Consider the following 22114-nt stretch of genomic DNA (forward strand, 5'->3'; position numbering starts at 1 on the left):
AGGTGGATATGGTGAACGTTGATGCGATGACGGTGCGCCTGCGTGCGCGCGTTGCTGCCTGGTGCAGTGGCGCGCTGATCGGCCTGGCGCTGTGGAGCGGGGCGGCCGCACCGGCCTGGGCGCGCGGTGCCAACGACGCACCTGCCAGCCCGCCGGTGCCGCTGTTGTGGAAAGTCGACGGCAAGGGCGGCACGCTCTATCTGCTGGGCTCGTTCCACGTGCTCAAGCCCAGCGATTATCCGCTGTCGCCGGATGTGATGCAGGCATTCGCCAAGGCCGACCGTCTGCTGTTCGAGCTGCCGCCGTCGGATGCGCAATCGCCGCAGCTGGCCAGCCGCATGCTGCAGGTGGCACGACGCACCGATGGGCGCACCCTGCAGGACGTGCTGGACGCAAAGACCTGGCAGGCGCTCAGTGCCTACGCGCGCAAGTACGGCATGTCGATCGACGCCCTGCAGTCGCTCAAACCCTGGTTTGTCGCACTGTCGATCAGCCTGGCCGAGATGAGCCGGCAAGGCATGGACCCGAACGCGGGTCTGGACCATTACCTGATGGATCAGGCGCAGGCCAACGGCAAGCCCGCCGACGGCCTGGAGCGCGCCGAAGAACAGATCGCCCTGCTGGATGGCATGTCGCCCACCGAGCAGCATCAGCTGCTGGAAGAAGCGCTGGACGAAGCCGATACCACCGATCAGCTGCGTCGGCTGCATGCGGCGTGGCGCAGTGGCGACGTGCACACGCTATCCACGCAAATGGCCGAAGACATGCGTCGCCAGTACCCGGCGCTGTATCAGGACATCAACGTCGAACGCAATGCGCGTTGGGTGCCGCGGCTGGAAAAACAGCTGGGCAAGGGCAGTGGAACCACCTTGGTCGTGGTGGGCGCCCTGCATCTTTTGGGAAACGACGGTGTGGTGGAGCGCCTGCGTGCGCGCGGCTACCACGTAGAGCGGATCTGCTCGGCCTGCGCGGAGCAGGCCGGCCGCTGACTGCTCGCGCCTCCAGCCCATCAGGCTGGCAGGCGCGAGCAGTGCTGTCATCCGCGGTTGCGGGCCTTGCCGGTGGTACCGGTATGGCTGTTGGACGCACCGTGCGTGCCGGTGCCCATCGGGCCGCTGCCCATGCTGCCGGCGCCAGGCGGGGTCGGCGGTGTGCCAGGGCCACCCGGACGACCGAAACCGGCGCCGAAGTTGCGCTGAAATTCCTGCCACAACTCCAGGTTGCGCTCGGTCAGCTGGTTCATCATCGCCCAGGGGGTCTGCCCGAGCAGGTTGCCCATCTGCTGGCGGAACTGCTGCTGCTGGTCCAGAAACACCTGCATGCTGCGCTCCAGGTAGTTACCCATGAAGCCCTGCAGCGAATCTCCGTAGAAACGGATGATCTGACTCAGTAACTGGGTGGAGAGCATCGGCTCGCCGTCCTGTTCCCGGTCGGCAATGATCTGCAACAAGACGGCACGACTTAAATCTTCGCCACTCTTGGCATCGCGGACTTCGAACTCTTCGCCGTCGATGATCAACTGGCGCACATCTTCGATGGTGATATAGCTGGAAATCTCGGTGTCGTAGAGACGGCGATTGGGATACTTCTTGATGATGCGAAGTCCGGCCATGGAACGTTCACTCACACTGATAGTGCGCGCAGGATGGCGCAGCGCAGCAGCGGTTGCAACAGTCAGAAGCCCTTATTTGCTTAAGCGGACACATTAAAAATGTTGCGCAGCATGGTTTTTGATCCAAATCCATGCTGCACCGCAAAGTTGCAGCAAACGTTACCAGCCCATGTGGTGCCCGCCGTTGATGTCCAGATTGGACCCGGTAATCCAGGCGGCCTCTTCCGCCACCAGAAACGCTACGGCATAGGCGATCTCTTCCGGGCGTCCCAGCCGGCCGGTCGGGATGTCGGCCACGATCTTGGCGCGGACCTCTTCCGGTACCGCCATCACCATGTCGGTGGCCACGTAACCGGGCGAGACCGTATTGACCGTGACCCCGAACGCGGCGTTTTCGCGCGCCAGCGAAATGGTGAAGCCGTGCATGCCGGCCTTGGCGGCTGCGTAGTTGGCCTGGCCGTACTGGCCCTTGAGCCCGTTGATGGAACTGATCTGGATCACCCGGCCCCAGCCGCGCTTGCGCATGCCTTCGATCACCGGGCGGGTGACGTTGAACACCGAGTTGAGGTTGGTGTTGATGACGTCGTGCCATTGCTCGGCAGTCATGCGGTGGAAGGTGGTATCGCGGGTGATGCCGGCGTTGTTGACCAGGACCTCGATCGGCCCCAGCGACGCTTCCACCTCCTCGACCAGTGCACGCGCATGCTCGGACGACGCCACATCGCCGCGGAACAGGGCAAATGCGTAGCCCTGCGCCTGCATGCGCTGCTGCCAGTCGCGCGCCTTTTCCTCGTTGCGGAAGTTGCTGGCCACCTTATGGCCCTGGTCGGCAAGGCGCTTGCAGATGGCGGTACCGATACCGCCGGTGCCGCCGGTGACCAATGCGACGCGAGATGTCATGACGACTCCAATAAGCAGGTAAGTCCGGGGCGATCAGGGTGCCGGCGCAGGCGCCGCACCCGGATGCCGATGCTGGGTCGCAATTCTAGTCACGCCGGGGCTGCGATGCGCGCCCATCGCTGCCCAGGGCGCAGGTGCGCGGTAGCAGGTCGGGCGAAAAATGCTGCACGGCGTGCTGCAGCAGCGTGTCGATATCCGCACGCGGCGGCAGGGCGGACGCCACCTGGCCGAGGGCCTGCCAGGCGGCACGCAGCGCCGGCAACGGATTGGCGTCGTCCAGTGCGGGCGCACCATGCGATTTGGACAACTTGCGGCCATCGGCATCCAGGATCAGCGGCAGATGCAGATAGCGCGGCTGCGGCAGGTTCAGGGCGCGCTGCAGCAGGAGTTGGCGCGGGGTGGAGTCGAGCAGGTCGGCGCCGCGCACGACATCGGTGATGCCTTGCAGTGCATCGTCCACCACCACCGCCAACTGGTATGCCCAATAGCCATCGGCACGGCGCAACACCACATCGCCAACGTCGGCGTACACGTCCTGCTGCACATGGCCTTGCAAGGCATCGTCGAAGCCGAGCGGCGCTTGTGGCGGCACCCGCAGGCGCACCGCGCGCCGGTCGCCCAGCGGCGCGACGCAGGCGTGGTGGATGCCCCCCATCTCGGCCAGATCGGCACGGCTGCAGCTGCATTCGAACGCCAGTCCGGCCTCAAGCAGTGCGGCGATTGCGCCGGTGTACTGCGCATCGCGGTCGGATTGACGGATCACTGGCAGGTCCGAGATCAGCCCGAACGCGGCCAGGCTGCGCAGCTGGCGTTCGGACGCGCCTGCTTCAGCGCGTGGCGGGTCGATGTCCTCGATACGCACGCACCACTGCCCATCGGCATGGCGAGCGAGCAACCAGCTGCCGAACGCCGCCAGCAGGGAGCCGAAGTGCAGGGGGCCGGTCGGGGAGGGCGCGAAGCGGCCGCGGTAGAGGGGCAATGGCATGGGCAGCTGAATCGTCGGTCAGGTGCTTGCTTGATTTCAAGTCGCGACGGCCGCAAATCCGCAACAGTTCACCCTGCATCAGTGGAGCAAGCGCGTCATGTTCAACCGCATTTTCCTGTTCCTGCTGACCAATCTGGCGGTGTTGTTCCTCGCCAGCATTGTGATGTCGGTCTTGGGCGTCAATTCCGCGCAGATGAGCGGCTTGCTGGTGATGGGCGCCATCTTCGGTTTCGGCGGTGCGTTCATTTCCCTGCTGCTGTCCAAATTCATGGCCAAGCGCAGCACCGGTGCGCAGGTCATCACCGAGCCGCGCACCCCGACCGAGCGGTGGTTGCTGGAGACGGTACGGCGTCAGGCGCAGGCCGCCGGCATCGGCATGCCGGAAGTGGCGGTCTACGAGGGCCCGGAAATCAATGCCTTCGCAACCGGCGCCAATCGCAACAATGCCCTGGTCGCGGTCTCCACCGGCCTGCTGCAGAACATGAGCCAGGACGAGGCCGAAGCGGTGCTAGGTCATGAAATCGCCCACGTTGCCAACGGCGACATGGTGACCATGGCGCTGTTGCAAGGCGTGTTGAATACCTTCGTGATCGTGTTGGCGCGCGTGGTCGGCGGCATCATCGACAGCACCTTGTCAGGCAATCGCGAGGGCGGCCGCGGCTTTGCCTACTACATCATCGTGTTCGCGCTGGAGATGGTGTTGGGCATGTTCGCGACCATGATTGCAATGTGGTTCTCGCGTCGGCGCGAGTTTCGCGCCGATGCCGGTGGCGCGCAGCTGGCCGGGCGCAGCAAGATGATCGCCGCGCTGGAGCGGCTGTCGCTCAACCACGGCCAGAGCACCTTGCCCTCGCAGGTGCAGGCGTTCGGTATCTCCGGTGGTGTGGGCAATGGCTTGCGTCGCCTGTTCCTGAGCCACCCGCCGCTGACCGAGCGCCTTGCCGCGTTGCGTGCGGCCAATGGCGCTGCACTGTAAGCGGCACCGGAGATCGCGGCGGCTCCGTGTGATGCACAAGGCGCTGCCGTCATCAGCATCGATCGTCGGTGCAACGGCCACATGAGCGCACCGCCGATGCTCAACGAAACAGTGCCCGCTGCATCGCCTGGTCGGAATCCGGTCGACTGCGTATCGGCTTGAAAGACAACAAAAAACCCGCGCATTGCGGGTTTTTTGTTGTCCTGCGTTGCCGGCTTTCGGTTGGATCAGCCGAATTCGTAGTTCATCAGCGGGCCGGTCGGTGCGACAAAATCGCCCTGCACATAATCCACTCCGGCACTGAAGAAGCTGCTCATCGACTGCGCATCGGCGACGAATTCGGTCACGGTCAGAATGCCGGCCGGCTGCGCGCGCGAGGTGATTTCGCGGATCTTTTCCTGGCTTTCGCGGGCCGAGGCCACGTCGCCGGTGATGCCGCGGTCCAGCTTGAGGAAGGCCGGCTGGAAATGCGCGAGCAGCTGGAATGAGTCCAGGCCCGAACCAAACTGCTCCAGCCCGACTTTGCAGCCCATCGCTGACACTGCCGCCAGAAACTGCTGGGCATTGCGCAGATGCGTAAACACCTTCGATTCCGGCGTCTGCAACCACAAGCGCTCGCCCGGCACGCCGTACACCGCCAACTGCTCGCGGATGGTGTCGATCATCTGCGGGTCGGAGAACGAGTTCGGCCCGACACGCACCAGTAGATGCGTTTTGTGCCCCGCACGTTGCCGTTCACCGAGCTGACGGATGGCGCGGGCCACCACCCAGCGGTCGATTTCGGTGACCAGGTCGTGCTCTTCGGCAATGGCCATGAAGGCATTCGGCGACATCATCTCGCCGTTGCGATCCAGGCGCAGGAACGCCTGATACAGCTCCAGCGGCTCGCCCTGCAGATTGAGCACCGGCTGGTAATGCAGCAGGAAGCCATCGCCAACCAGTGCCTCGCGCAGTTGCTCGACCCAGCGCTCGATGCGTTCTTCCTCGGCGCGGTCGGAGGCGGCCGGGTCGTAGATGCTCACCGCGTTGCCGCCGAGTTCGGCGGTGGTGCGCACCGCCTCGGTCCCGCGATTGAGCACCTGGCCGATGCTGGCGATCTTTTCGCCGATCTGCACGCCGCCGATGCTCACCGTGACCGTGGCCGAGCGCGAGCCGACGCTGAAAACATGCTGTGCGAACGCATCGCGTACCGTTTCCGCCAGCGCGTGGGAGCGTGCGTAGTTGCCGTCCAGCAACAGGGCAAAGCTGTGCTCGCCGAAGCGCGCCGCCACCACGCTTTCATCGACGATACCGGCCACATGCGCGGCCATCGCGGCGATCAGAGCGTCGGCCGAGTCCAGGCCGATCTCGGGAAGGATGCGCGCATAGTGATCCGGCTCGATCAGCAGAAAGCCAGATTGGCCTTCGCTGCGGCCGGCGCGCGCCACCGCCTGTTCCAGCGCCACCATGAAGGTGGGCCGGTTGAGCAGGCCGGTGACCTGATCGCGCTGGCGTAGATCTTCGACCTCGCGCGCCAGTTCCGGGTCGAATTCCTCGCGGCGGCGGAACACCACCTGGATGCATGGCTCGCCTTCGTAGGTGGCGGTGGCAAATTCCATCGTCGCCGGGAAGGTGTCGCCTTCCAGTCGGCGCGCGTCGACCTTGTACTGCGCCGGCGTCGGCTCGCCCTTGGCCATGGCCTTGAGCAATTGCTTGAAGTCGTCGACGTACTGCGCGGCGATCATGTCCAGCAGCGACACGCCTTCGACATCGTCGAACGACTCGAAACCGAACATTTCCAGATACGCCTCATTGGCGCGGATATGCATGCCTTCGTGCACGTAGGCGATGGGGTCGCGCGAAGAGGCGATCAGTGCGTCGCAGCGGCGCTCGGTTTCGCGCATCTGCGCTTCGATGCGACGCAGACCGCGACGCGCCTGCAGGTCGGCCCATTCCGAACGCACCAGGGAGAGCAGGTGTTCGGGACGGTGGCGCAGCACGATGGCACGGATGCCGTGCGCAGCGGCCTCGACCAATGCGTTTTCTTCGATGCGCTCGGCCAGCAGGATGATCGGAATGTCCTTGCCGCTGCCGGCGATCTGCTGCTGCAGAGCGCTCATCGGAATCTGCAGCGCCTGCCCATGCAGGGCCAGATCGATCTGGCCGGCAAGCATGCTGGCGAGCTCTTCCGGAGATTGCGGGCGCGAAGGCCGCACCGCGATGCCGCCGTTGCGCAGCGCCGTCACGATCGCCTCCGCACGCTCGACACTGTCGTCGACGATCATCAGGCGGAGGGTGAGATCTTTACCTCTTTGCATGCGCAACTCCCTGGCGACGGGCTTTAATACACGAAGGTCATCGGCTGCGTCCATGTCTGTGGGCAAAGCCGCATCCGGTGTGAGACTTGGGCCACGCTTCCGCGCGATGAAGAGGGATCAGGCCACGCTGCCTGCGGCATGTCCCGATGCCCAGGCCCACTGAAAGTTGTACCCACCCAGCCAGCCGGTGACATCCAGCACTTCGCCGACGAAGTACAGGCCAGTCACCAGACGCGACTCCATGGTCGCACTTGAGACCTGATCGGTATCGACTCCGCCCAGCGTTACTTCAGCGGTGCGGTAACCCTCGGTTCCGCTGGCAATCAGCGGGAAGGCGGAAAGCAGGTCGGCCGCGCTCTGCAGCTGCGGTGGATCCAGCTGACGCACCGGTTTGTCCGGCAACCACGCTTCGCACAGGCGTTGCGCAAAGCGTCGCGGCATCACATCGCCCAGCACATTGCGCAGCTCGGTGGCCCCGCGTTGCTGCTTCTGCTCGCGCAGCCATGCGCCCGCGTCGTGTCCCGGCAGCAGGTCGAGCCGCAAGTCGTCGCCAGGTTGCCAATAAGACGAGATCTGCAGGATCGCCGGCCCGCTCACGCCGCGGTGGGTGAGCAGCATGAAGTTGCGGAAACTGACCCCGTTGCAGTGCGCCTCCACCTGCAGGGCGAGGCCGGACAAGTCCTGCAGACGTTCCTGATGCTTGCCGCTCAGGGTGAGCGGCACCAGCCCGGCGCGCGTCGGCAGCAGCGTATGGCCGAATTGCTTGGCCAGGGCGTAACCGAAGCCGCTGGCGCCCATGCTGGGAATCGACAGCCCGCCGGTGGCGACGATCAGCGATTGCGCCTGTACGCGCCCCAGGCTGGTGTCGACCGTGAAGCCGTCGCTGTCGCGGCGGACCGAACGCACCTCGCATTGGGTGTGGATCTGCACCCCGGCTGCTTCGCACTCGTCCAGCAACAGCCGCACGATCTGCTTGGATGAGGTATCGCAGAACAGCTGGCCCAGCTCTTTCTCGTGATAGGCGATGCCGTGACGCTCGACCAGCTCCACGAAATCGCCCGGGCTGTAGCGCGCCAGCGCAGACTTGCAAAAATGGCGATTGGCGGAAATGAAGTTGCCCGGCGTGGTGCCGGTATTGGTGAAATTGCAGCGCCCGCCGCCGGACATCAGGATTTTCTTGCCGACCTTGTTGGCGTGGTCCAGCACCAGCACCTGACGGCCGCGTCGGCCGGCGGTGAAGGCGCTCATCAGGCCGGCAGCCCCGGCACCGATGACCAGCACGTCGCAACGCATGTTCATTCGGCTGGCGCTTGCCGCACCATCGGGGTCAGGGTGACGCTGCCGTGGTCAGCCAGCATCTGCACTTCGCCGTCCTGGATGATCACGTCAAAACGCATGCCGCGCTGGATCAGCGCTCCCAGGGCCTCAGTGGCCTGCGATTCCAGTTCGATCACGCGCAGGTTGCTGTGCCGGCCCATGGCGTTGGCGTGTTTCTTCCACCAGGTTTCGGTGGCCTGGCCGCCGTAGCCGATCACTACCGCTTCGCGCGAACGGTTGCAGGCCTTGCGTACGCGGCTCTCGTCGGGCTGGCCGAGGTCGATCCATAGATCCGGGTCGCCGGTGTAGTCGCGCCGCCAAAGGTCGGGCTCGTCGTCGTTGCTGAGGCCGCGGCCAAATTCCAGGCGGTCGTCGGCGAACAAGGCGAACGCGAGCAGCCGCACCATCAGGCGCTCGTCGGTTTCGGAAGGATGTTGGGCCAGGGTCAGCGGATGGTTGGCGTAGTAGCCGCGGTCCATGTCGCTGATCTGAAGTTCCGCCCTGCGGACGGTGGCGGTGAGAGCCATCAGGATGCCGATTGCAAAGGGCGCTCATGATACGCGCCCGCTCCATCTGCGGCGCGTTAGGTCGGCGTGCGCGGTTGCGCGGCCAGCCAGCGGTCCAGCTGGGCAGCGAATGCCTGACGATCGCGTGCGTGCAGTGCCGGCGGCCCGCCGGTCGCGATGCCTGCACCGCGCAACTCCTCCATGAAGCCACGGACCGACAGGCGCTCCTTGATGGTATTGCTGGTGAACGCTTCGCCGCGCAGGCCGACCGCCGTAGCACCGGCTTCCAGCGCGCGTGCGGCCAGCGGAATGTCCTGGGTCACCACCAGGTCGCCTGCGGCCACCCGTTCGGCGATCGCGTCGTCTGCCGCGTCCGGGCCGCCAGGCACCTGCAAGGCGCGGACATGGGGCAGGGACGGCGTACTGAGATAGTGATTGGCGACCAGAGTCACGGCGGTGCCGGTGCGCGCAGCGGCGCGGAACAGGATGTCGCGGATCACCGCGGGGCAGGCGTCGGCATCGACCCAGATCTGCGCGCGTGTCGGTGTTTGAGGCGTATTCATCGCACTATTGTGGATGGGGAGGGACCTGACAGACAGTCGGATTTGGCCTGACTGCAAAAGATTTGACGCGAGGTGTCGCTTTTTGCCGAAAACACGAGTACTGTGCACGCACTGTGTTTGCAAGGGTCACCGTGAATCGTGGCCTGATGCAGCCGGATCGTTACAGATCTCGCTTCATCGTTCCGCTTTACCAACGCCTGCAACTCAGTCTCAGCTCCGGCTTTTCGGACGCTGCGATTTATCAATCAATAGTTCAGGAGTTAGTAAAATGTCAGATCGTCAGATGGGTGTCGTGAAGTGGTTCAATGATGCCAAGGGCTTCGGCTTCATCACCCCGGAAAGCGGCCCGGACCTGTTCGTGCATTTCCGTGCCATCCAGGGCACCGGCTTCAAGTCGCTGCAGGAAGGCCAGAAGGTCTCCTTCGTCGCCGTGCAGGGCCAGAAGGGCATGCAGGCTGACCAGGTGCAGGCGGTCTAATCCGTCTGCAACCTTAGGGTTGCCAAAAACGCCGGTCGCGAAAGCGGCCGGCGTTTTTTATTGTCGGCGTTTTTATTATCCCTTAGTGACCCTGCGCCGGTGTGGTCGTGTGTGTCTCCACGCCACGGCTGGTCTGCATCCAGTTCGTGCCTGTCCGATGTTCGATTTGCCGAGTTTCCCGGTCTTCCTGCCGCCTCCAGTCGTCCAATCACGTTAGTTGGCCAGCCTGCCTCTGCGGCGGTTACTCAACACGTACGTTACGTCGGGCGATACGCAAGAACGATCAAGCGACAGACCGACGATTGGTCGGCGGGCGGCAGTGCTTGCGTGCGGCAATGACGTCCAGGTGGGTAGGATGGCGTTTTCCGTGTGCGGCCGCTTGCCATGATCACTGTTCACCATCTCAATAACTCCCGTTCGCAGCGCGTGCTGTGGCTGCTCGAAGAGTTGGCGCTGCCTTATCAGATCGTGCGCCATGAGCGCGATGCCAAGACCATGTTGGCCCCGGCAGAGTTGCGCGCGATCCACCCGCTGGGCAAGTCGCCGGTCATTGTCGATGGCGGCCTGACCATCGCCGAGTCGGGCGCCATTCTCGAGTATCTGACCGAGCGCTACGACACCGAATGCGCACTGTCGCCGCCTGCACGGCCGATCGACTCCCCGGAGCGTCAGCAGTTCCGTTACTGGATGCACTACGCCGAGGGCTCGGCCATGCCCCCGCTGTTGATGACGTTGATCTTCGCTCGCATCCGGAGCGCGCCGATGCCGTTCTTCGCCAAACCCATTGCGCGTGCCATCGTGGACAAGGCGATGTCGGGTTTTGTCGGACCGCAGGTGAAGTTGCATCTGGGCTGGATGGAGCAGTCGCTGCAGGCCAACACCTGGTTTGCCGGCGAGCGCTTTACCGCTGCCGATATCCAGATGAGTTTCCCGGCCCAGGCTGCGGCGGCACGGGGTGGCGGGCTGGAGAACTATCCGCGCTTGCGCGCGTTTCTGGAACGGATCGAGGCGCGCCCCGCGTATCAGGCTGCACTGAAGAAAGGTGGTCCCTATGCGCTGATGGGACGCAACAACAACGACTGAGGCTGGAGATGACAACGGCGGCGTGGCTTCGGCAGCCACGCCGCTGCTAGATCACCGGCCCATGACGGAACTGACAGCCGCGCACTCGCTCATCATGGTCGCCAACCCATCCCAGCCTTAGCGCGCTTTGCACTGCCGAAGAAATTGCACGGTGTCGCGAAGTTCCGGCGAATCGGCCGGCGGCTTGCGGAAGGCGAGCACCAGGCCCATGTGGCCGACGCCTGGATAAAACTTGACCTGCACGTTTTCTCCCTTGCTGCGCATGGCTTCGGCCAGCGCAACGCTGTTTTGTGGCTCGACGATGCGGTCGGCGTCGCCGTGCAACAGCAGCATCGGCGGTTCGTTGCCGTCGACGTAGAGCACCGGTTGCGACTTGGCCTGATCGGCTGACGAGGTGCCGAAGATCTCGACAATTTCGGGATCGGTCATCGGAGCAAAATCATAGGGCCCGGCCAGGCCGACAAAGCCGCACAACTGCTGCGGTTGCAAGCCTTGCGCTTGCAACCAGCTGCGATCGGTCGCCAGCAGCCCGGCGATGTGGGCACCGGCCGAGTGCCCCATCACGGCCAGCCGCGTGGGGTCGCCGCCGTACGCATGCGCGTGCCGATAGCTCCAGGCGGTTGCGCTGGCGGCGTCGGCCATGAACCCTTGCAGCCCCACCTGCGGGAACTTGCGGTAGTCGGCCACCATCGCGACGACACCTTGACGGGCCAGTGCGCGGCCCATCCAGCGATAATTGGCCCGCTTGCCGTGCTTCCAGGTGCCGCCATAGAAAAACACTACAACCGGCGCGTCCACCACACCCCGTGGCTGGTAGACGTCCAGTGCCAGACCATGTTCGGGGTCGAAGACCTGGTTGGGATGTTCGACGACGCCATCGCGGCTGGAGGCGGCATTGATGCCACCGAAGAACACGCTGCTGCAGGCCGTCAGGCTGAGCGAGCCGAGCAGCAGGAGGGCGGGACGGATCCAGCGGAATGCGCGAAGAGGCATGGGCGATGTCGGTCAGGAAGGGGCGTGAGTCGGTGGGGTACGAACGAGTGGTGCGCGCTGGATCGCGTGCACGTCCATCGGCAGCGATGTCCGCCAATTGCGCATTGCATCGGCGGCCGTGTGGCGATTGCGACGCGTATTAGCGGTGATCTGTTGTCGCCAGCATGTGCAGGAGGAGCTCGCTTGGTGTCGGTATGCGAAGTGAAGATACGCTGCGCACGCGCGCCCGGATGCGGGGTGGCCCATGTCAAGTTCACCGTCGGTGGCCTAGTCTTGCGGCATGACAACGCTGCACTTTGATAATCGCCTGCGCCAACAGTTGCCCGGCGACCCAGAAAACGGTTCGCGCCGTCGCGAGGTCAGCGCCGCCTGGTCGTCGGTGCTGCCGACCCCGGTTGCTGCGCCGCGCGTGATCGCCTATTCGGCAGAGATGGCGCAGGCCCTCGGGTTGGACGCGGCCGAGATTGCGAGTGCGCGCTTTGCCGAGGTCTTTGGCGGCAATAGCCTGTATCCGGGCATGCAGCCATGGGCTGTCAATTACGGCGGTCACCAGTTCGGCCATTGGGCTGGCCAACTGGGCGACGGCCGGGCGATTTCCTTGGGCGAAGCGATCGGTGTGGATGGCGGGCGTTACGAGTTGCAGCTCAAGGGCGCCGGTCCGACGCCGTATTCGCGCGGTGCCGATGGCCGGGCAGTGCTGCGGTCGTCGATTCGCGAATTCTTGTGCAGCGAAGCGATGCACCATCTCGGCGTGCCGACCACGCGTGCGTTGAGCCTGCTGACCACCGGCGATGCAGTGGTACGCGACATGTTCTACGACGGCCGGCCGCAGCGGGAGCCGGGGGCGATTGTGTGCCGGGTGGCGCCGTCGTTCATCCGCTTCGGCAATTTCGAATTGCCAAGTGCGCGCGGCGATGTCGCCCTGTTACGGCAATGGGTGGAGTTCACCATTGCGCGCGATTTCCCGGAACTGGACGGCAGTGGCGAGGCGCTCTATGCGGCGTGGTTCGCGCAGATCTGCGAACGCACTGCGGTGATGGTGGCGCACTGGATGCGGGTGGGCTTCGTGCACGGGGTGATGAATACCGACAACATGTCGATCCTGGGCCTGACCATCGATTACGGCCCGTATGGGTGGATAGACGATTACGACCCGGACTGGACCCCGAACACCACCGATGCGCAGGGCCGCCGCTATCGCTTCGGCACCCAGCCGCAGGTGGCGTACTGGAACCTGGGCCGTCTGGCGCAGGCGCTGGCGCCGCTGTTTGCCGACGCCGCCCCCCTGCAGCAAGGGCTGGACCGGTTTCGCGACACGTATCTGGCGTGCGACCGCAACGACGCCGCTGCCAAGTTGGGGCTGGCCGAGTGCCGCGACGAGGACCTGCAACTGCTCGATGCGCTGCGCGATCTGATGCGCGAGGCGGAAATGGACATGACGCTGACCTTCCGCGCGTTGATCGACCTCACACCTGAGCAGCCGGACCCACAGCTGCTGCACGAGGCGTTCTACGACGAACACAAGCGCCTGGCCACTGCGCCGCAGCTGCACGACTGGTTACAGCGTTATGCCGCTCGGCTGCAGCAGGACAGCTTGTCGCTGGAGCAGCGGCGCGAGCGGATGCGCCTGGCCAACCCGCGCTACGTGCTGCGCAATTACCTGGCGCAGCAGGCGATCGACAAGGCCGAGCAGGGCGACCCATCGGGCGTGCAGGAAGTGCTGGAGATCATGCGCCGGCCGTATGACGACCAACCAGGCAACGCGGCGTTCGCTGCCCGCCGGCCGGAGTGGGCGCGCGATCGCGCCGGGTGTTCGATGCTGTCCTGCAGTTCCTGACGCGCTCAGATGCACGGATGCCATAAATGCCGCGTCAAGCGCTACGCAGCCTAGAATAGGGCGGTCCCCACCGGCAACGACGCCATCCCACCATGACAGACTGCACCCGCTGCGCCGGCACCAACTCCTCCGGCCCCAATCACTGGTCGGAACGGATTCGCGACATCGGCGATTTCCCCAAGCCGGGCATCGTCTTCAAGGACATCACGCCGCTGCTGTCCGATGGCCCGGATTTCGCCTCTGCGCTGGATGAGATGGCGCAGCCCTGGCGCACCACGCCGCTGGACGCGGTGCTGGGCATCGAAGCGCGCGGCTTCATCCTGGGCGCGGCCTTGGCGCGCGAACTGCGCACCGGGTTCGTGCCGGTGCGCAAGCCGGGCAAGCTGCCGGGGCGCACCCTGATCCAGGAATATGCCCTGGAATACGGCACCGATCGCATCGAAATGCACGAAGACGCATTGCCGCGCGGCGCGCGTGTGCTGATTGTCGACGACGTGCTGGCCACCGGCGGCACGTTGCGTGCTGCGCTGAGCCTGGCCGCACAGCTGGAGCTGGAAATCGTTGGCGCGGCGGTGCTCGTCGAGCTGAAAGCATTGCAGGGCCGCGAGAAGTGGGTAAACGATGTGCCGCTGCTGGCGACCTTGGCTTACTGAGGTCGACCGCCTGACCTAGCGCGCTTGCCGGTAGATAGAGTCGCGGTGGGTGTTCGGAGTGCGCTTGCCAGCAGGCAGGCGCAATGGCCCTCGGGGTGCACAGCGAATGCGTCTGCATCGCAGCTCTCGGCCATGCTCTGGTACCTGCCCAGAACTGCGCGCTACCGGTTGTTGGCCGCGCCGAATCGTGTGTCGCGGCAGTCAATGCTACGAGCAAGTGCACGCATCGGCGTAACGCCAGCAAGGCCTCGCATGCGGCCGGCATTGCACCGGCCGCATCTGTCGCGTGAGATTCGCTGAACTCGGCCAACGCCGCATCCAGGTGCATGTGCTCGCGCACGCTACGACTGCTGTTTAGAGCTTGCTGACCCTGAACCGGCGTCCCTTGATCTTGCCCGCGTGCAGATGCGCCAGCGCCTTGGCGACGTGCGCGCGCGCGATGGCGACGTAGGAGCGGGTGGGGTAGATGGCGATCTTGCCGATGGCTGCGCCCGACAGTCCGGCTTCACCGGTGAGCGCGCCCAGGATGTCGCCGGCACGCAGCTTGTCGGTCTTGCCGCCGTCGATCCTCAATGTGGTCATCGCCGCCTGCGGCAGCTGCGCCGGGCGCGCGGTCGCCAACGGTGCACGCGACCACTTCAGCGGCTGGCCCTGTTCGACTTCCAGCGCCTGCGCGCGCGCTGTTTCGCGTGAGGCCACCAGGCTGAGCGCAAGCCCACGCTTGCCGGCGCGTGCGGTGCGGCCGATGCGGTGGCGGTAGGTTTCGGTATCGGTGGGCAGCTCGTAATTGACCACGGCCGCCAGGTCTTCCACGTCCAGCCCGCGTGCGGCCACGTCGCTGGCTACCAGTACGTTGCAGCTGCGGTTGACGAAGCGCACCAGCACTTCATCGCGGTCGCGCTGTTCCATGTCGCCATGCAGCGCGAGTGCGGAGAAACCGAACTCCTGCAGCGAGCCAGCCACTTCATCCACTTCCTTGCGGGTATTGCAGAACACCACGCTGGATTCGGGATTGAAGCGCAGCAGCAGGCCGGCGACCGCCTTCTGCCGATAGGTCGGGTCGACCTCGAAGAACTGCTGATCGATTTCCGGCGCATTGTCGGCGCCTTCGACGGTGATTTCGATCGGGTCCTTCAGGATCTCGCGTGCCAGTGTGCGGATGATGTCCGGGAAGGTGGCCGAAAACAGCAGGCTCTGGCGATGTTTGTCGCAGCGGCTGGCGATTTCGCGGATGGGTTCTTCGAACCCCATGTCGAGCATGCGGTCGGCTTCGTCCAGCACCAGCGTGCGTACGCCGCCCAGATGCAGGGCGCGCTTGCGGGCCAGTTCCTGGATGCGGCCGGGCGTGCCGACCACCACTTGCGGGTCATGCGCCTCCAGCGATGCCAGCTGCGGGCCCAGCGGCATGCCGCCGGTGAGCACCACCAGCTTCATGTTGGGGATGCCGGTGGCCAGCTTGCGCAGCTGCTTGCCGACCTGGTCGGCCAGTTCGCGGGTGGGGCAGAGCACCAGCGCCTGCGCACGTGTCAAGGCAGGATCGAGCTTCTGCAGCAGGCCCAGCCCGAACGCGGCGGTCTTGCCGCTACCGGTCGGCGCCTGGGCGATGACGTCCAGCCCCTGCAGGATCGGCGGCAGGCTCTGCGCCTGGATGGGAGTAAGGACGGTGTAGCCAAGGGCGTCGATGCCGGGGGCCAGGGCCGGCGACAGCGGCAGCGCGGAGAATTCGTTCATGGCGCATTTTAGCCGGGAATCGGGAGTGGGAATCGGGAATCGCAAAGGTAGTGGCTGCGGCTTTTTCCATTCCCGATTCACCATTCCCGATTCCCGTACAATTGGCGCATGCCTTTAATCACTCTGCAAAGCGTCGACTACAGCGTCGGCGGCCCCTTGTTGCTGGAAAAAACCGACCTCACGATCGAGCCGGGCGAGCGTATCGCCCTGATCGGCCGCAACGGCGCCGGCAAATCGACCTTGATGAAACTGATCGCCGGCGAGCTCAGGCCCGACGACGGCGAAGTGCGCGTGCAGCAGGGCGTGCGCATCGCACGGCTGGAGCAGGAGGTGCCGCAGGGTACCGGCGGCAGCGTGTTCGACGTGGTGGCCGATGGCCTGGGCGAACTGGGCCACTGGCTGGCCGAGTTCCATCAGCTCAGCCATGCCGAAGTGTTCGATGCCGATGCATTTGGCAAGGTGCAGGCCAAGATCGACGCGGCCGACGGTTGGGCGCTTGATCAGCGCGTCACCGAGACCCTGACCAAGCTGGAACTGGACGGCGATGCGGAGTTTGCGCGCCTGTCCGGCGGCATGAAGCGCCGCGTGTTGCTGGCGCGCTCGCTGGTGTCCTCGCCGGATGTCCTGCTGCTGGACGAGCCGACCAACCATCTGGATATCGAAGCGATCGATTGGCTGGAGTCGTTCCTGAAGAACTGGAGCGGCAGCGTGCTGTTCGTGACCCATGACCGGCGCTTTCTGCGTGCGTTGGCGACCCGCATCGTCGAAATCGATCGCGGCCAGGTCACCAGCTGGCCGGGCGACTGGGCCAACTACGAGCGGCGTCGCGAAGAACGGCTCAATGCGCAGGCGCAGGAAAATGCGCGCTTCGACAAGATGCTGGCGCAGGAAGAAGTCTGGATCCGCCAGGGCATCAAGGCGCGGCGTACCCGCGACGAAGGCCGTGTGCGACGTCTGGAATCGATGCGCAACGAGCGCGTGCAGCGTCGTGACCTGACCGGCAATGTGCGCATGGAAGTCTCGCAGGGCGAGTCGTCCGGCAAGAAGGTGATCGAGGCCAAGGAAGTCGGCTTTGCGTTCGGTGCGCGCACGATGGTCAAGGACTTTTCGACCATCATCCAGCGTGGCGATCGCATCGGTTTGATCGGCCCCAACGGCAGCGGCAAGACCACCTTGCTCAAGTTGTTGCTGGGCGATCTGCAGGCGCAGGAAGGCGAAATTCGCATCGGTACCAATCTACAGATTGCGTATTTCGACCAATACCGCTCAACCCTGCGCGAGGATTGGAGCGCCATCGAAAACGTGGCCGAAGGCCGCGATTTCCTGGAGATCAATGGCAAGCGCAAGCATGTGCATGCGTATCTGCAGGACTTCCTGTTCACGCCCGAGCGCGCACGCGCGCCGATCACGCGGCTATCCGGTGGCGAGCGCAATCGCCTGCTGCTGGCGCGGTTGTTTGCGCAGCCGTCCAACCTGCTGGTGATGGACGAACCGACCAACGATCTGGACGTGGAAACGCTCGAGCTGCTGGAAGAGTTGCTCGGCGAGTACACCGGCACCTTGCTGCTAGTCAGCCATGACCGCGACTTCCTCGACAACGTGGTGACCTCGACGCTGGTGATGGAAGGCGATGGCCTGATCGGCGATTACGTCGGCGGTTATAGCGATTCGTTGCGTCAGCGGCGTACGCCGGCGACCAATGCGATGGCAGTCGCCAAGGCCTCGGCGACGGCTGCGGCGACCACGCCCGTGGCGGTTGCGGTGTCAGCGGTAGATGCCGCGCCCAAGCGCAAGCTCAGCTACAAGGATGCGCGCGAACTGGAGCAGTTGCCGGCCTTGATCGACAGCCTGGAGCAGCAGGTCGCAGCGCTCACCAATGCGATGAACGACCCGGCCTTCTATCAGCGCGACAGCGCAGCGATGGCCGCGCATACCGCCGCGCTGGGAGATGCGCAGGCGCAGCTGGATGCGGCGTTCGCGCGCTGGAGCGAGCTGGATAGTTGATTGCCGGACCGGTGCGCGACTGCGTGCCGGTCTTATGGGTTGGTAGGAGCGGCAAACACGCATCGCGAGGTGGGCGCGGCCTGCTTCGTGGTCCCATCAATCTTTGATCGCTCTAACCCAACATTGCGTCATTTGTGGCCAACACGTTGCCGCTATCGCAACAGCGTTCGAGAGGGTTTGTTAGCCGCCCTCAATCGCAAGCACTCGCGGGCGCCACAAACGCTGCAAATGTGAGCCCGCGAGCGGCCCAGGCAGTGGCGGCTTCATCGAGAATATCCAGCAAGGTATCGCGCTCATTCGGCGCTGCCTGCGCCAATGCCTCGGCGCCGTCGATCAACAACGCATAGCCGCGCGGGGAGGGCAGCCAGGCCAGATCGCGCAGCGCATCGCTCAATGCATCCCAGTTGCGGCCGAAGCTGGCGGGAAAATCCAGTTGGGTGGCCAGGCGCATCAACAGCATGCGCTTGTCGTTGCAGGTGGCCAGATCCACGCGCAGGATTCGCAAGCCGGCATCGCGTGCCAGCGCTGCCATGGTGTCCAGATCGTCGGTGTCGGCCTGATAGACGCCCGATTGCTGCGGGTCGGACAGGTCCAGCGCAAAGTCGCCCGCGCTCATGGCGCCTGCTCCGGTGTCGGGCCCTGGAACGATTTGAAGGTTTGGTAATGATCGTCGCTGTAGTACCAGGTCTGCGGCGGGGTGCCGCCGGTGACGATGCGCCGTGCGCCGCGATCGGCGCTGCCGGGTGTGTCGACGGTGTATTCGCGGTAATAGCCGCGCGGGCGCTCCGGTAGCCGGTGTTCGCGATTGCCGAACACGCCGCCATCCTGCGGATACGGAAACGGCCCGCCGCGCTGGATCAAGACGATGGCGGCCATCGCTTCGGCCGGCAGAAAGGCCGGCAGGTGCGGCACCTGACGCGCTGGCAGTGCTGCGGCGATCGGTGCGTTGAGCTGCGGCGCAAACTGCGGCTTGGGCGTCTGCAGCGTCCGCATGCCCCATAAACCGGCAACGAGCAGCACGATGGCGACGATCAGCAAAGCGGGCTTGCGCATGAAGACGATCCGGAAACGAAGAGTGTGCGGCAGAGCAAGTATGCCGCTGCGCGACTGTGTCGACTTTGAACGCGGCAGGACATCTGCGCGGTTCACATCCAAGTAACCGGGGGCTGGTGCAAGGTGTGCAGCCAACAGGGCGCGGCACCCGATCGAATGGGATGAAGTTTCCCTGCCGCTGCCCTTGGTAAGCGCCGTCGGCGTCCTTACCATTTACCCCGCAACGCCCGGTCTTCGCCGGGCGGCAAGTCCAGGAGACACGCATGGCCTACACCCTTCCGCAGTTGCCCTACGCCTACGACGCGCTGGAACCGAACATCGATGCGCAGACGATGGAAATCCATCACACCAAGCATCACCAGACCTACATCAACAACGTCAACGCGGCGCTGGAAGGGACCGAGTACGCCGACCTGCCGATCGACGAGTTGGTGTCCAAGCTGAAGAGCCTGCCGGAAAACCTGCAGGGCCCGGTGCGCAACAACGGTGGTGGCCACGCCAACCATTCGCTGTTCTGGACCGTGTTGTCGCCCAACGGCGGCGGCGAGCCCAAGGGCGAGGTCGCCAAGGCGATCGACAAGGACATCGGTGGTTTCGAGAAGTTCAAGGAAGCCTTCACCAAGGCTGCCGTCAGCCGATTCGGCTCGGGCTGGGCATGGCTGAGCGTGACCCCGGACAAGAAGCTGGTGGTGGAAAGCACCGCCAACCAGGACAGCCCGCTGTTCGAAGGCAACACGCCGATCCTGGGCCTGGACGTGTGGGAACACGCGTACTACCTGAAGTACCAGAACCGCCGCCCGGAATACATCGGCGCGTTCTATAACGCGGTCAACTGGGACGAAGTCGAGCGCCGCTACCACGCTGCGATCGCCTGAGTTTTAAGCTGACGCTGTAACGCAAGAAGGCCGGGAGCGATCCCGGCCTTCTGTGTTTGCTGCGGTCTGTCATGTAGGAGCGCACCTGGGCGCGAGAGGCTTTCTGGTGGAAAAAAGCTCGGTCGCGCCCGGGTGCGCTCCTACGATTGCTGGAGCGGCAATCATAGCTTGGCGTCGAACTTTCCTGGGTAATCGGTGTTGACGCTGTAATGCAAGAAGGCCGGGAGCGATCCCGGCCTTCTGTGTTTACTGCGGTCTGTCATGTAGGAGCGCACTTGGGCGCGAGGGGCTTTCTAGTGGAAAGCTTCGGTCGCGCCCGGGTGCGCTCCCACGATTGCTGGAGCGGCAATCAGAAACTGGCGTCGAACTTTCCTGGGTAGTCGGTGTTGCTGCTGTAACGCGAGAAGGCCGGGAGCGATCCCGGCCTTCTGTGTTTGCTGCGGTCTGTCATGTAGGAGCGCACCTGGGCGCGAGGGGCTTTCTGGTGGAAAGCTCGGTCGCGCTCGGGTGCGCTCCTACGATTGCTGGAACGGCAATCAGAACTTGGCGTCGAACTCGCGCGCGTAGCCGGTGTTGACGATGACCTTCTGTAGTGCGTCGCTGATCTTGATGTTGCCGGCCACGATCTGCTGGGTTTCCGGGCCCATGTTGTCCATGCGCGGCGGGGTGGCGCCCTTGTAGTCGCAGACGCGGCCACCTGCCTCGCGCACCAGCAGCACGCCGGCGGCGATATCCCAGGCTTTGACGCCGGCTTCGAAGTAGGCATCGGCGCGTCCGCAGGCCACGTAGGCCAGATCCAGCGCGGCCGAGCCTGTGCGGCGCACGTCCTCGGCCTGCACCAGCACCGCATCGACGCACTTCAGCTGCGCACTGATCCGTGCGCGCTCACGCGGCGGGAAGCCGGTGTGGATCATCGCGCCTTCCAGATCCTTGCGCTCGGCAATGCGGATACGGCGGTCGTTGAGCACCGCGCCGGCGCCGCGGCTGGCAGTGAACAGCTCGTTGCGCAGCGGGTCGAAGATCACCGCGTCGGTCGGTTCGCCGTTTTCCACCAGTGCGATCGACACGCAGTAATGCGGAAACCCGCGCAGGTAGTTGCTGGTGCCGTCCAGCGGGTCGATGACCCAGGTGTAGCGGCCACTCTTGCCGCCCTGCACGCCGCCTTCTTCACCGAACACCGCGTACTCGGGGTAACCGCGCTTGAGTTCCTTGATGATGACTTTTTCGGCATCGGCATCGACTTCGCTGGCGTAGTCCATGCGGCCTTTCTGCACCACGTTGAGTGCATCCAGCTTGTTGATACCACGCAACAGCACATTGCCGGCGAGGCGGGCGGCTTTGACCATGACGGTGACGGCGGGTTTCTGCATGGTTAAAGCTCCCGTGAAGGCAGAATCGAAAATGGCGAAGGTAAAAGAGCGGTCCGGCACCAAAGCCGGCCGCGCAGTTTACCATCTACGACCGAATAGCTCCCCAATCTCCGTTCATGTCCGTCAGCCAGCGCATCCGTTTTGTTCTTGTCGGTACCCAGCATCCAGGCAACATCGGCGCCGCCGCGCGTGCGATGAAGACCATGGGTGTCTCGCGTCTGGTACTGGTGGCTCCCGAGCGCGCGCTCGATGAAGACGCGTATCGGCGCTCGGCCGGCGCCGAGGACGTGTTGGGCGATGCGCCGCTGTTCGCCACGCTGGGCGAGGCGGTAGCCGACTGCACGCTGGTGATCGGCTGCACGGCGCGCGCGCGTCGGGTGGCCTTGGAAGAGTTGCTGCCGGACGAAGGTGCGCAGCGGGCCTTGGCCAAGGCGAGCGAGCCGGCCGAAGTGGCGTTCGTGTTCGGCCGCGAGCGCACTGGCCTGACCAACGACGAATTGCAGCTCTGCCACGCGGCGGTGCATATCCCATCCGACCCGCAGTTCAGTTCACTCAATCTGGCGGCGGCGGTGCAGGTGCTCGCCTACGAAGTACGGCTGGCACAGCTGGCAGCCGGCGAGGCCGAGCCAGCACCGGCCGCCGCCGCCGGCCTGCGCGACGGGCCGGCCAGCCATGCGCAGCTGGAAGGCATGTTCGGCCAGTTTGGCGAAACCCTGGAGGAGATCGACTTCCACAAGGGGCGCGCGCCGGAGTCGGCGATGCGCAAGTTGCGGCGGCTGTTGTTGCGCGCAGAAATGACCGAGCAGGAGGTGCGGCTGATCCGCGGCATCCTGTCCGATGCGCAGCGCATGGCGATGCTGGCCAAGCGTGCCGGAAACTGA

Annotated in this window: 21 protein-coding genes; 9 read left to right on the forward strand and 12 right to left on the reverse strand. The window is 64.7% G+C overall.

Annotated elements, in window-relative coordinates:
• Positions 1–26: 26 nt before the first annotated feature.
• The gene (locus ASF90_RS15265) at positions 27–989 is read left to right on the forward strand and encodes a TraB/GumN family protein (RefSeq protein WP_055851933.1); all 963 of its coding nucleotides are present in this window, start codon (positions 27–29) and stop codon (positions 987–989) included.
• 47 nt (positions 990–1036) lie between these two features.
• Here the strand turns inward: ASF90_RS15265 and phaR are convergent, their stop codons facing one another.
• The 3 genes from phaR to gluQRS all read right to left on the reverse strand — a co-directional run bounded on the left by phaR (position 1037) and on the right by gluQRS (position 3497).
• Positions 1037–1612: a polyhydroxyalkanoate synthesis repressor PhaR gene (gene phaR / locus ASF90_RS15270; RefSeq protein WP_005994381.1), complete on the reverse strand. Its 576-nt coding sequence runs from the start codon at positions 1610–1612 to the stop codon at positions 1037–1039.
• A gap of 159 nt (positions 1613–1771) precedes the next feature.
• Positions 1772–2512 (reverse strand): beta-ketoacyl-ACP reductase, encoded by a 741-nt coding sequence (locus ASF90_RS15275; protein ID WP_055851936.1) that lies wholly within the window; start codon positions 2510–2512, stop codon positions 1772–1774.
• Positions 2513–2597: 85 nt separating this feature from the next.
• Positions 2598–3497, reverse strand: coding sequence for a tRNA glutamyl-Q(34) synthetase GluQRS (gluQRS, locus tag ASF90_RS15280; protein WP_055851939.1), 900 nt, complete (start codon positions 3495–3497; stop codon positions 2598–2600).
• 97 nt (positions 3498–3594) lie between these two features.
• On the opposite strand from gluQRS, the gene htpX reads away from it, so the two are divergent.
• Positions 3595–4473: a protease HtpX gene (gene htpX, locus ASF90_RS15285; RefSeq protein ID WP_055851942.1), complete on the forward strand. Its 879-nt coding sequence runs from the start codon at positions 3595–3597 to the stop codon at positions 4471–4473.
• A gap of 227 nt (positions 4474–4700) precedes the next feature.
• Here the strand turns inward: htpX and ASF90_RS15290 are convergent, their stop codons facing one another.
• The 4 genes from ASF90_RS15290 to ASF90_RS15305 form a co-directional block, all read right to left on the reverse strand.
• Positions 4701–6770: an EAL domain-containing protein gene (locus ASF90_RS15290; RefSeq protein WP_055851949.1), complete on the reverse strand. Its 2070-nt coding sequence runs from the start codon at positions 6768–6770 to the stop codon at positions 4701–4703.
• Between the two features lie 117 nt (positions 6771–6887).
• Positions 6888–8069, reverse strand: a complete 1182-nt coding sequence (locus ASF90_RS15295) for an NAD(P)/FAD-dependent oxidoreductase (RefSeq protein WP_055851953.1) — start codon at positions 8067–8069, stop codon at positions 6888–6890.
• On the reverse strand, positions 8066–8614 hold the full coding sequence (locus ASF90_RS15300; RefSeq protein ID WP_055851955.1) for a YaeQ family protein: 549 nt from the start codon (positions 8612–8614) through the stop codon (positions 8066–8068). The genes ASF90_RS15295 and ASF90_RS15300 overlap by 4 nt, the downstream gene beginning before the upstream one ends.
• A gap of 56 nt (positions 8615–8670) precedes the next feature.
• A complete protein-coding gene (locus ASF90_RS15305; protein WP_055851959.1) occupies positions 8671–9156 on the reverse strand; it encodes a YaiI/YqxD family protein in 486 nt (161 codons plus the stop codon).
• Between the two features lie 268 nt (positions 9157–9424).
• Between ASF90_RS15305 and ASF90_RS15310 the strand changes: the two genes are divergently transcribed.
• Together ASF90_RS15310 and ASF90_RS15315 are read left to right on the forward strand one after the other, a co-directional pair.
• A complete protein-coding gene (locus tag ASF90_RS15310; protein WP_055851961.1) occupies positions 9425–9634 on the forward strand; it encodes a cold-shock protein in 210 nt (69 codons plus the stop codon).
• A 384-nt stretch (positions 9635–10018) separates the two neighbouring features.
• Positions 10019–10717, forward strand: coding sequence for a glutathione S-transferase (locus ASF90_RS15315; protein ID WP_055851964.1), 699 nt, complete (start codon positions 10019–10021; stop codon positions 10715–10717).
• A gap of 117 nt (positions 10718–10834) precedes the next feature.
• Here ASF90_RS15315 and ASF90_RS15320 read toward each other — a convergent pair whose 3' ends face one another.
• On the reverse strand, positions 10835–11710 hold the full coding sequence (locus ASF90_RS15320; RefSeq protein ID WP_055851966.1) for an alpha/beta hydrolase: 876 nt from the start codon (positions 11708–11710) through the stop codon (positions 10835–10837).
• Between the two features lie 280 nt (positions 11711–11990).
• On the opposite strand from ASF90_RS15320, the gene ASF90_RS15325 reads away from it, so the two are divergent.
• The gene (locus ASF90_RS15325; protein ID WP_055851969.1) at positions 11991–13547 is read left to right on the forward strand and encodes a YdiU family protein; all 1557 of its coding nucleotides are present in this window, start codon (positions 11991–11993) and stop codon (positions 13545–13547) included.
• 92 nt (positions 13548–13639) lie between these two features.
• Positions 13640–14200 carry an adenine phosphoribosyltransferase gene (locus ASF90_RS15330; protein WP_055851973.1) on the forward strand — a complete coding sequence of 187 codons (561 nt, stop codon included), beginning with the start codon at positions 13640–13642 and terminating at the stop codon, positions 14198–14200.
• 354 nt (positions 14201–14554) lie between these two features.
• Here the strand turns inward: ASF90_RS15330 and dbpA are convergent, their stop codons facing one another.
• Positions 14555–15931: an ATP-dependent RNA helicase DbpA gene (gene dbpA / locus ASF90_RS15335; RefSeq protein ID WP_055851976.1), complete on the reverse strand. Its 1377-nt coding sequence runs from the start codon at positions 15929–15931 to the stop codon at positions 14555–14557.
• A 108-nt stretch (positions 15932–16039) separates the two neighbouring features.
• On the opposite strand from dbpA, the gene ASF90_RS15340 reads away from it, so the two are divergent.
• Positions 16040–17935, forward strand: coding sequence for an ATP-binding cassette domain-containing protein (locus tag ASF90_RS15340; RefSeq protein WP_055851979.1), 1896 nt, complete (start codon positions 16040–16042; stop codon positions 17933–17935).
• Between the two features lie 190 nt (positions 17936–18125).
• On the opposite strand, the gene ASF90_RS15345 is transcribed toward ASF90_RS15340, so the two are convergent.
• Together ASF90_RS15345 and ASF90_RS15350 are read right to left on the reverse strand one after the other, a co-directional pair.
• Complete coding sequence (locus ASF90_RS15345) at positions 18126–18551, reverse strand: barstar family protein (RefSeq protein ID WP_055851981.1); 426 nt, start codon at positions 18549–18551, stop codon at positions 18126–18128.
• Positions 18548–18988 carry a ribonuclease gene (locus tag ASF90_RS15350; RefSeq protein ID WP_055851983.1) on the reverse strand — a complete coding sequence of 147 codons (441 nt, stop codon included), beginning with the start codon at positions 18986–18988 and terminating at the stop codon, positions 18548–18550. Before ASF90_RS15350 ends, ASF90_RS15345 begins: the two co-directional genes overlap by 4 nt.
• A 263-nt stretch (positions 18989–19251) precedes the next feature.
• Here ASF90_RS15350 and ASF90_RS15355 point away from each other — a divergent pair, with 263 nt between their 5' ends.
• Positions 19252–19863, forward strand: coding sequence for a superoxide dismutase (locus ASF90_RS15355; RefSeq protein WP_039407641.1), 612 nt, complete (start codon positions 19252–19254; stop codon positions 19861–19863).
• Between the two features lie 536 nt (positions 19864–20399).
• On the opposite strand, the gene ASF90_RS15360 is transcribed toward ASF90_RS15355, so the two are convergent.
• Entirely contained in the window at positions 20400–21233 is an 834-nt protein-coding gene (locus tag ASF90_RS15360; RefSeq protein WP_005994417.1) for an inositol monophosphatase family protein, read from the reverse strand.
• A gap of 116 nt (positions 21234–21349) precedes the next feature.
• On the opposite strand from ASF90_RS15360, the gene ASF90_RS15365 reads away from it, so the two are divergent.
• Complete coding sequence (locus ASF90_RS15365; RefSeq protein WP_055851986.1) at positions 21350–22114, forward strand: RNA methyltransferase; 765 nt, start codon at positions 21350–21352, stop codon at positions 22112–22114.

Source organism: Xanthomonas sp. Leaf148, from assembly GCF_001423585.1.
Classification (GTDB): domain Bacteria; phylum Pseudomonadota; class Gammaproteobacteria; order Xanthomonadales; family Xanthomonadaceae; genus Xanthomonas.